Below are 883 nucleotides of genomic sequence, written 5' to 3'. Positions count from 1 at the left end.
TATTTTACTCAAGATTTTAAATATTTTTACACTAAACTTTCTTCGAGCATAGCTTCAACTTCTACATCATTTGGAGGTATACTATCTGTTTTTCCTATCCCAATCATCCTGTCTACAAAATCAGGTGTTAACTCTGGCCGAGGGCGAAGTTCTCGGAGCCAATAATTTGTAATTTCCTGGAGTAATAACAGGCGATCGCTCACTGATAAATTCAGAACTTTTTTTCTTAATTCTTGTAGTTTTGACATAATTTTTATTCCAACAAAAATTGCTTTTATCTAAATATTATAGTATGTATTTTACTCAAGATTTTAAATATTTTTACACTAAACTTTCTTCCAGCATAGCTTCAACTTCTACATCATTTGGAGGTAGACTATCTGTTTTTCCGATACCTCGGAACTTGTCTAAGAAATCAGGTAGTAACTCTGGGCGAGGGCGAAATTCTCGGAGCCAATAATTTGTAATTTCCTGGAGTAATAACAGGCGATCGCTCACCGATAAATTCAGAGCTTTTTTTCTTAATTATTGTAGTTATGACATAATTTTTATTCCAACAAAAATTGCTTTTATCTAAATATTATAGTATGTATTTTACTCAAGATTTTAAATATTTTTACACTAAACTTTCTTCCAGCATAGCTTCAACTTCTACATCATTTGGAGGTAGACTATCTGTTTTTCCGATACCTCGGAACTTGTCTAAGAAATCAGGTAGTAACTCTGGGCGAGGGCGAAATTCTCGGAGCCAATAATTTGTAATTTCCTGGAGTAATAACAGGCGATCGCTCACCGATAAATTCAGAGCTTTTTTTCTTAATTATTGTAGTTATGACATAATTTTTATTCCAACAAAAATTGCTTTTATCTAAATATTATAGTA

The 883-nt window shown here is 32.3% G+C and carries 3 protein-coding genes; all 3 read right to left on the bottom strand.

The genetic code is table 11. The annotated features are described in order from the left end of the window. Positions 1-26: 26 nt before the first annotated feature. The 3 genes from F6K40_RS29385 to F6K40_RS29375 all read right to left on the bottom strand — a co-directional run bounded on the left by F6K40_RS29385 (position 27) and on the right by F6K40_RS29375 (position 793). The gene (locus tag F6K40_RS29385) at positions 27-248 is read right to left on the bottom strand and encodes a hypothetical protein (RefSeq protein WP_293140953.1); all 222 of its coding nucleotides are present in this window, start codon (positions 246-248) and stop codon (positions 27-29) included. Between the two features lie 73 nt (positions 249-321). Then, positions 322-498 carry a hypothetical protein gene (locus F6K40_RS29380; protein WP_293140951.1) on the bottom strand — a complete coding sequence of 59 codons (177 nt, stop codon included), beginning with the start codon at positions 496-498 and terminating at the stop codon, positions 322-324. A gap of 118 nt (positions 499-616) precedes the next feature. After that, positions 617-793, bottom strand: a complete 177-nt coding sequence (locus tag F6K40_RS29375; protein ID WP_293140951.1) for a hypothetical protein — start codon at positions 791-793, stop codon at positions 617-619. Between the last annotated feature and the right edge of the window lie 90 nt (positions 794-883).

The organism is Okeania sp. SIO3I5 (assembly GCF_010672085.1).
Taxonomy (GTDB): Bacteria; Cyanobacteriota; Cyanobacteriia; order Cyanobacteriales; family Microcoleaceae; genus Trichodesmium.
The sequence above is the reverse complement of the archived record's forward strand: the minus strand, read 5'-3'. Positions and strand labels throughout refer to the sequence as shown.